Source organism: Escherichia sp. WS1368 (assembly GCF_046487485.1).
Classification (GTDB): domain Bacteria; phylum Pseudomonadota; class Gammaproteobacteria; order Enterobacterales; family Enterobacteriaceae; genus Escherichia; species Escherichia coli.
Genome location: NZ_JBJQJI010000020.1, coordinates 47,682 through 55,520 on the forward strand (window position 1 = coordinate 47,682; position 7,839 = coordinate 55,520).

Genomic DNA, 7,839 nt, shown 5'->3' on the forward strand with positions numbered 1-7,839 from the left:
ATCAACGACCTTGTGAAATCGTTGGTGATATATGTCGACTCTGTTTACGATTAATGCCTGCAAGTCGTTTGGTTGTCGTAATTTAGGGCAACCAACATCGACAGATTACAGCTGGCCAGACTATCGACTGGGTTATCCGGCACTGCACTGTCGGGCATGTGGAAGTTACCCGCCGTTGTTTGACGAACAGCAATTTCGTGACTGGTTGTCAGTTCACTTATCTACTTTTGCAACTGAGAAAGGTCATTTCTGCCCGGTATGTTATGGCACAAAGACGATTTGTTATGGCCACAATCCACAGGGGTCGCAACGCATTCAATGTCGTAACTGCAAAAAAGTCTGGACACCTAAACAATATCAGAAAGAAATAACGCCTCCTGAAATAATCGAAACGGTTGCTCTTCTGGTGCCATTTCAGGGAGCCAGCGGCGGGCAGAAACTGTATGTTTTAATCAGTTTTGATGCTCTTCGCGGTAATATTCTTCATCTTTCTACTAATTACACGCAGCATCAGGCTGGAGAAAGTCTGCATTATCGATACAGAGGGAATGCAGAACCAGAGTTACACGAGAGTAATATTGTACAACGCGTTGATATGCGCGAAGCACAATTTCTACGCCGCAGTCAGTTTGATGAGATTCAATATGGCAGCGCAGCGCTCAAACGCAATGCTAAAGGTGTTATTCTGCGTCCGGTTATCACTGCACACGGGCATTTCAGAGTACTGAATATTTTATTCCCTACAGTAAAAACACATGTAATTTCACACGAGTGTTTTTTAAGAGGTGCCATTATTACGGCATGGGCTGATCTGTTTCGCCAACAGCAAGGTGAGATTTGGTTTATTGAAGAGGAAATAGCTGACGATACCGATAATATGCCCTGGCGTTTTCAGGGAACAACTTATCACGGCTGGTGGAAAAATCAGTGGCAACTCTGGGTTCAGGGCAAAAATCGTAAAATGGTATGTGCATTAACGGGCGGAAATAACAGCAAAGCAGAAATGCTCTCTTTAGCAACCAGCAGACATTTTATCGACTGGCTACATAAACAAGCAGTATTTACTCACAGCGCCCCGCTTTCCGCAGGGCGCGTTACGCAAATACTGCTTTCTCTGGCTCAGGATTACAACAACTGCGCCAGGCGGTTAATATCCGACTGAATCGCCCCTGCGGTGACGTCGCGCCCCGCGCCAGGCCCACGGATCACCAGAGGGTTATCGCGATACCAGCGGCTTTCGATGGCAAAGACGTTATCGCACGGCAGCAGTGATGCCAGCGGATGGTCTTCACGCACCGCTTCCACGCCCACACGCGCTTTGCCATTGGCATCGAAACGCGCCACATAGCGCAGCACCAGCCCCATTTCGCGGGCCGCTTCCAGTCGTTGCACCATCTGCTCGTTAAGTTCATCGCCGTTTTCAAAGAAATGGTCGATGCTACCGCCTTCGCAATGGGCAGGCACCAGCGATTCCACGCGCACCTGATCTGGTTCGATGTCGTAACCCGCTTCACGCGCCAGAATCACCAGCTTGCGCATCACGTCTTTGCCGGAAAGGTCATCACGCGGATCAGGCTCGGTTAAGCCCTGCTGCCACGCCTGATCCACCAGCTCGGTAAACGGCACGCTACCGTCGAATTGCAGGAACAGCCAGGAGAGCGTGCCGGAGAAGATCCCACTGATCGACAAAATAGTATCGCCGCTGTCGATCAGATCGCGCACGGTATGGTTGATCGGCAATCCCGCACCGACGGTGGCGTTGTACAGCCAGTGACGCCCGGTTTTTTCGAAGGCGTCGTGGATCTGGCGATATTTATTGCTGTCGCTGGCTCCCGCCAGTTTGTTGGCGCTGATGACGTGGAAACCGTGGCTGGCAAAATCGAGATACTGATCAGCAAGCTGCTGGCTGGCGGTAACGTCCAACACCACTAAATCATCATACGGATGGGCGCGCATCCACAGGAACAGCGACTCTTCATCCTGCTCGACCGCTTCATCGTTGAAGAAGGCTAACGCGCGGCTGGCGTCCAGCCCGTCATAGCTCAACAGGCTGCGGCGGCTGTCCACCACGCCTGCCAGCACAAATTCAAAGCCGGTACGCGCCGAAAGCGTGCTCTGCTCACGGGCGAACAGTTCCAGCCAGCGGGAACCGATATTGCCCTTGCCGAACAATACCAGGCCGATGCGTTTTTCTGCGCGGAAGACGGACTGATGCAGCCCCTGAATCAGGCTTTCGGTCGGTCCGGTGCGCAGTACTGCCACCAGGCTGATGCCGTCATCGGACTGCCAGGTAAACTCGACCGGTTGGCCTTTCAGTTGCTGCCAGAAGCGGTGACAATGCAGCGGGTTACGGGTGACGCCCGCCCCGACCATCGCCACCAGCGCCAGCCCCTGGCGCAGACGCAGTTCGCCAGGTAATCCCGCTTCGTCGAGGATTTTCAGCGCACTGTCGGCCACTTCTGAGGTGTAGCAAAATTGCAGCAACTGGCGATCGTTATGCACGCCAACTGCCAGTGGACGCACCTGCGCGCGTTTCAGGATCTGGTCGATCTCTTTATGCGCCAGTTTGAAATCCTGGCTGGCGGGCACCTGAAACTCAATCAAACAGACATCATCGTGGCTGGTGACAATACGCGCACCAGTACCGGAGGCCAGCACGCGTTCAATGCGCGTGGAGCCTTGATCCGGCGTGTAGCTACAGCGCAGCTGCAGGTCGATTTCGCTGCCAGAAACTGGCTGTAAAGTACGGGCGTGAAGAACGGGAGCCGCCAGACGCGCCAGTTCGCTAGCTTCATCCAGACGCAGCAATGGCAGCAGACAGGCATCTTTCACTTTACGCGGATCGGCACTGTATACCCCGGCGACGTCGCTCCAGATGGTTACACGAGAAACACCCGCCAGCGCACCGATTTGTGTCGCGGAATAGTCGGAACCGTTACGCCCCAGCAGCACCGTTTCACCAGCGTTGTTACGGCTGATAAACCCGGTCACCACCAGACGTTTACCCGGATGTTGTACCAGTAGCTGTTGCAGCAACGGGTAAGAAAGCCCTTCATCAACCTGCGGTTGCGCAGCGCGTTCAGCGCGTAAAAACTCGCGGGCATCAAGCCAGGCCGCTGGCAGCCCTTGTTGATTAAGTACCGCAGACATCAGGCGCGCCGACCACACTTCGCCGTGGCCCACCACTTCCGCATACACCGCGTCGTTAATACCGCTGTCGAGCAGCGCCGCCAGGCGTTCCAGATCGCTGACAAAAGCGCTAATGAGGCTATCGGCTTCTTCGGCGGGTAACAGGCCGCTAATCAGATCGCACTGATAGCGACGCAGCGTTTGTTGAACCTGATGCGCAGAGAGACGATCGGTCTGGCTTAGTTTCAACCAGTTAATCAACTGGTTAGTGGTGCTACCGGCGGCGGAAACCACCATCATATCGTCAGGCTGAGAGTACTCCGCCATAATGCCCGCGACACGCAAATAACACTTCACATCAGCCAGACTACTGCCACCAAATTTATGCAGTTGACGACCTTTCGCCCCTGCCTGCGCAATCACACTCATTTTTACCCCTTGTTTGCAGCCCGGAAGCCATTTTCCAGGTCGGCAATTAAATCTTCGCCATCTTCAATACCGGTGGAGATACGCAGCAGCGTCTCGGAGATCCCGGCGGCGGCACGCGCTTCTGGTGCCATGCCTGCATGTGTCATGGTTGCGGCGTGAGAGATTAAACTTTCCACTCCCCCTAATGATTCCGCCAGCGTAAACAACGACAGCCCGCCCAGGAAACGACGCAGCGTCTGCTCATCGCCATCCAGTTCAAAACTCAACATTGCGCCAAAGCCTTTTTGCTGGCGCGCGGCAATTTCATGCCCCTGATTTTCCGGCAGCGACGGGTGATACAGTTTTTTCACCAACGGCTGGGTTTGCAGATATTTCACAATCGCCTGCGCGTTGCGCTGGGCCAGCTCCATACGCGGCACCAGCGTTCGCAAACCACGTAGCAGCAGATAGCTGTCAAACGCGCCGCCCGTCACGCCAATATTGTTTGCCCACCAGGCCAGTTCGGTGACAACGTCCGGATCTTTAGCAATCACCACGCCGGCCACCACGTCTGAGTGACCGTTCAGATATTTCGTGCATGAATGCAACACCAGATCGGCACCTAATGCCAGCGGATTTTGTAATGCCGGGCTTAAGAAGGTGTTATCCACCACGCTCACCGCCCCGACTTCCCTTGCCAGATGGCAGATTTTCGCAATATCCACGACGCGTAACAATGGATTACTTGGGCTTTCTACCAGTACCAGTTTGGGGTTTTCTGCCAGCGCTGCCCGTAATGCCTGTTCATCGCCTTGATCAACAAACAACACGCGATAGCAACCGCGTTTCGCCAGGCTGTCGAACAGGCGATAGCTGCCTCCGTAGCAGTCGTGCGGCGCAACCAGCAGATCGCCAGGTTTCAAAAAGACGGTCGTTACCAGGTGAATCGCGGACATGCCGGTATTAGTAAGTACTGCACCAGCACCGCCTTCCAGTTCTGCCAGCGCACGCTGAACCACATCGCGCGTTGGGTTGCCGCGCCGCGAGTAATCATGCGCGCGCGGTTCATTAAATCCGGTAAAGTTATAGGTGCTGGAAAGATGGATGGGAGGGACAACGCAACCATACTGTTCGTCGTCATTTAACCCGCTACGCACTGCGATGGTGGCCTGTTTACGCGTCATGTGATGAAGTTCCCTGGGCTTTGTCGGTGAAATGTCAGGCACCAGAGTAAACATTGTGTTAATGGACGTCAATACATCTGGACATCTAAACTTCTTTGCGTATAGATTGAGCAAATCCCAAATAGCCGTTAAAATTATATGCATTATCACGCCGACAGGTGCATTACACGATGTCACGGTAGCGCCTGTACGGTAAACTATGCGGGTTTACGGTCAGTACCCACATAAATTGTGTGGTCTGGTCTCAATTTATTGACGAAGAGGATTAAGTATCTCATGGCTGAATGGAGCGGCGAATATATCAGCCCATACGCTGAGCACGGCAAGAAGAGTGAACAAGTCAAAAAGATTACGGTTTCCATTCCTCTTAAGGTGTTAAAAATCCTCACCGATGAACGCACGCGTCGTCAGGTGAACAACCTGCGTCACGCTACCAACAGCGAGCTGCTGTGCGAAGCGTTTCTGCATGCCTTTACCGGGCAACCTTTGCCGGATGATGCCGATCTGCGTAAAGAGCGCAGCGACGAAATCCCGGAAGCGGCAAAAGAGATCATGCGTGAGATGGGGATTAACCCGGAGACGTGGGAATACTAAAGCGGAAAAGAGCGGCGCGGAGTTAACCAGCCGCTTTTTTCATACATGGACGTTTAACGATGAAAATCAGGCTACTGATCCTCAGCCTGCTGGTTTCTGTGCCTGCATTTGCCTGGCAACCACAAACCGGCGACATCATCTTTCAGATCTCTCGCTCATCGCAAAGTAAAGCGATCCAACTGGCGACCCATTCCGATTACAGCCACACCGGTATGCTGGTGATACGCAACAAAAAGCCCTACGTTTTTGAAGCGGTCGGCCCGGTGAAATACACCCCGCTCAAGCAGTGGATTGCCCATGGTGAAAAGGGCAAATACGTTGTTCGCCGCGTTGAAGGCGGACTGAGTGTTAAACAACAGCAAAAACTGGCGCAAACGGCAAAACGTTATCTCGGCAAACCGTATGATTTCAGCTTCTCGTGGAGCGACGATCGCCAGTACTGTTCGGAAGTGGTGTGGAAGGTTTATCAGAATGCGCTGGGAATGCGCGTGGGCGAACAGCAGAAGTTGAAAGAGTTCGACCTGAGCAGCCCACAAGTTCAGGCAAAGCTCAAAGAACGTTACGGCAAGAATATTCCGCTTGAGGAAACGGTGGTCTCGCCACAAGCCGTTTTCGATGCGCCACAACTCACCACTGTTGCCAAAGAATGGCCGCTGTTTTCGTGGTAATGGATGATAAAAAAAATAATTCCCGCCGTAGTCTGTTTGTTGCTTTGTAGTTGCACGACCTTTCCGCAAGCTGTCGCTCCGGTAAACGGTGATGCCTCCAATTAGTTGAATTAAGGATATAATACTCGCTTTTAAGGTTGTTTCATGGTCACAGTTAACCTTCATTGTCCCCGTTGCCAGTCCGTTCAGGTTTACCGTCACGGGCAGAACCCCAAAAGACATGATCGATTCCGCGGCCGTGACTGTCACCGGGTATTTCAGCTCAGTTACTGTTACGAGCCCCGTAAACCAGGAGTTAAAGACCAAATCGCTGAAATGGCTTTCAACGGTGCCGGGGTTCGCTATACTGCCCGTACGCTGAAAATCGGCATTAATACAGTCATCCGAACTTTAAAAAACTCTCGCCACGAAAAATAACGTCATCCCCGGTCGCTCATGCTGATGTGGCACTCATCTGCGAACTTAGTCAGCAATGGAGCTTTGTCGGCAGTAAAGCGCGACAGCACTGGCTCTGGTACGTGTACAACACGAAAACTGGTGGTGTTCTGGCCTACACTTTTGGCCCCCGGACTGATGAAACCTGTCGTGAACTGCTGGCGCTGCTTACCCTTTTACCATCGGCATGTTGACCACTGACGAATGGGGTAGTTACGCTAGAGAGTTACCAAAGGAGAAGCATCTGACTGGTAAGATTTTTACTCAGCACATTGAGCGTAACAATCTGACCCTGAGAACCCGAATCAAACGTCTGGCCCGCAGAACCATCTGTTTCTCGCGTTCTGTAGAACTTCATGAAAAAGTCATCGGTGCTTTTATCGAAAATATATGTTCTACTAATTGGAGTCATCACCCTTCTGATGAGCTTTCCTTGGATGATTACCAGACTGAATACACAGCCAAAGATTTTTACCTCATTCTGCTCTTTTTTCTCAAATGACATATATTATATTTTACATCATATTCATAGGCATATGACATTCCCCCGCCCCCCATTATGTCATTGTGGGTTGATGTTGGGCTTTCATAAAAAAATACATCTTTTTTTGAACTAGCATTAATTATATTTACTTTATATATTAAAATATTTTCTCCATCTGGAAATATTTTAGCCACACAATATAAAGCAGCTAAATCCGAATTACTTAAAAATATATTGTCATCACTCATAACTCCAGCCATTAAATGACTGGAGACTAAAGCAAGGAAATAACAACATTGTATTACCTTCATTTTAATTACTCCCTTGCCTGATAATTGTAACTCCATTCCCTTTAGCTTTGAGATTATATTTTAGATAGGTGTTATTTGGTGTTCCCAAGTAACTACTGTATTCTTTTTTTCCCATTCCATTCATATAAGAATTCGTTAAATCTTTGCTTGAAAAATTTAGACTATCATAAACATCATTTTCTTTTGTTACTTTATTGCCTTTATCGTCAGAGTAAAAACCGTGAGTGTGATAATCGCCTACTCTCTCTGAACCTTCAGGGCATTTTATATTTCGCAAGTCTACACTATCATTATCATTTGAACTTATCGGATTCATAGGGAAATATTCACCTTGCTTCTTACATATTAGCCCACCATATTCTTTATTCTCGTTAATTGATTCTCCATTACACATTGCCAATGCAAATATTCCAATATCATCTATATTTTTTGATTTAAATTCATATAATCCTAATGGATCTATATTTGAGATCGGATTCAACGGATACTGATAAAAATTCCATCCCCCCTTCAGCCCAATCGGATCCTGAGTGATATACCGCCCCTGCAGCGGGTCATAATAGCGGTGGCGGTTGTAATACAGGCCGGACTCCTCATCATACTGCTGACCCGGCAGGCGGATGAGC

The 7,839-nt window shown here is 50.4% G+C and carries 7 protein-coding genes and 1 pseudogene; 4 read left to right on the plus strand and 4 right to left on the minus strand.

All coding sequences use genetic code 11. From position 1 onward, the window contains the following. Window positions 1–31 precede the first annotated feature (31 nt). A complete protein-coding gene (locus ACJHYD_RS21875) occupies window positions 32–1,162 on the plus strand; it encodes a hypothetical protein (RefSeq protein ID WP_001521840.1) in 1,131 nt (376 codons plus the stop codon). Here ACJHYD_RS21875 and metL read toward each other — a convergent pair. Then, window positions 1,126–3,558 carry a bifunctional aspartate kinase/homoserine dehydrogenase II gene (gene metL, locus ACJHYD_RS21880; RefSeq protein ID WP_001596381.1) on the minus strand — a complete coding sequence of 811 codons (2,433 nt, stop codon included), beginning with the start codon at window positions 3,556–3,558 and terminating at the stop codon, window positions 1,126–1,128. The genes ACJHYD_RS21875 and metL overlap by 37 nt on opposite strands. A 2-nt stretch (window positions 3,559–3,560) precedes the next feature. Continuing rightward, entirely contained in the window at window positions 3,561–4,721 is a 1,161-nt protein-coding gene (gene metB / locus ACJHYD_RS21885; RefSeq protein ID WP_000197201.1) for a cystathionine gamma-synthase, read from the minus strand. Window positions 4,722–4,997: 276 nt separating this feature from the next. Here metB and metJ point away from each other — a divergent pair, with 276 nt between their 5' ends. The 3 genes and pseudogenes from metJ (at window position 4,998) to ACJHYD_RS21900 (ending at window position 6,820) form a co-directional block, all read left to right on the plus strand. Further along, complete coding sequence (gene metJ / locus ACJHYD_RS21890) at window positions 4,998–5,315, plus strand: met regulon transcriptional regulator MetJ (protein WP_000852812.1); 318 nt, start codon at window positions 4,998–5,000, stop codon at window positions 5,313–5,315. A gap of 59 nt (window positions 5,316–5,374) precedes the next feature. Then, window positions 5,375–5,983 carry a YiiX family permuted papain-like enzyme gene (locus tag ACJHYD_RS21895; RefSeq protein WP_001550378.1) on the plus strand — a complete coding sequence of 203 codons (609 nt, stop codon included), beginning with the start codon at window positions 5,375–5,377 and terminating at the stop codon, window positions 5,981–5,983. 144 nt (window positions 5,984–6,127) lie between these two features. Further along, window positions 6,128–6,820: pseudogene (locus tag ACJHYD_RS21900) on the plus strand (IS1-like element IS1H family transposase). Between the two features lie 69 nt (window positions 6,821–6,889). Here ACJHYD_RS21900 and ACJHYD_RS21905 read toward each other — a convergent pair. Then, a complete protein-coding gene (locus ACJHYD_RS21905; RefSeq protein ID WP_001521836.1) occupies window positions 6,890–7,213 on the minus strand; it encodes an RHS element protein dsORF-f3 in 324 nt (107 codons plus the stop codon). Between the two features lies 1 nt (window position 7,214). Continuing rightward, window positions 7,215–7,839 (minus strand): RHS repeat-associated core domain-containing protein (locus ACJHYD_RS21910; protein WP_160377218.1); only part of this gene is annotated, 625 nt, incomplete at its 5' end.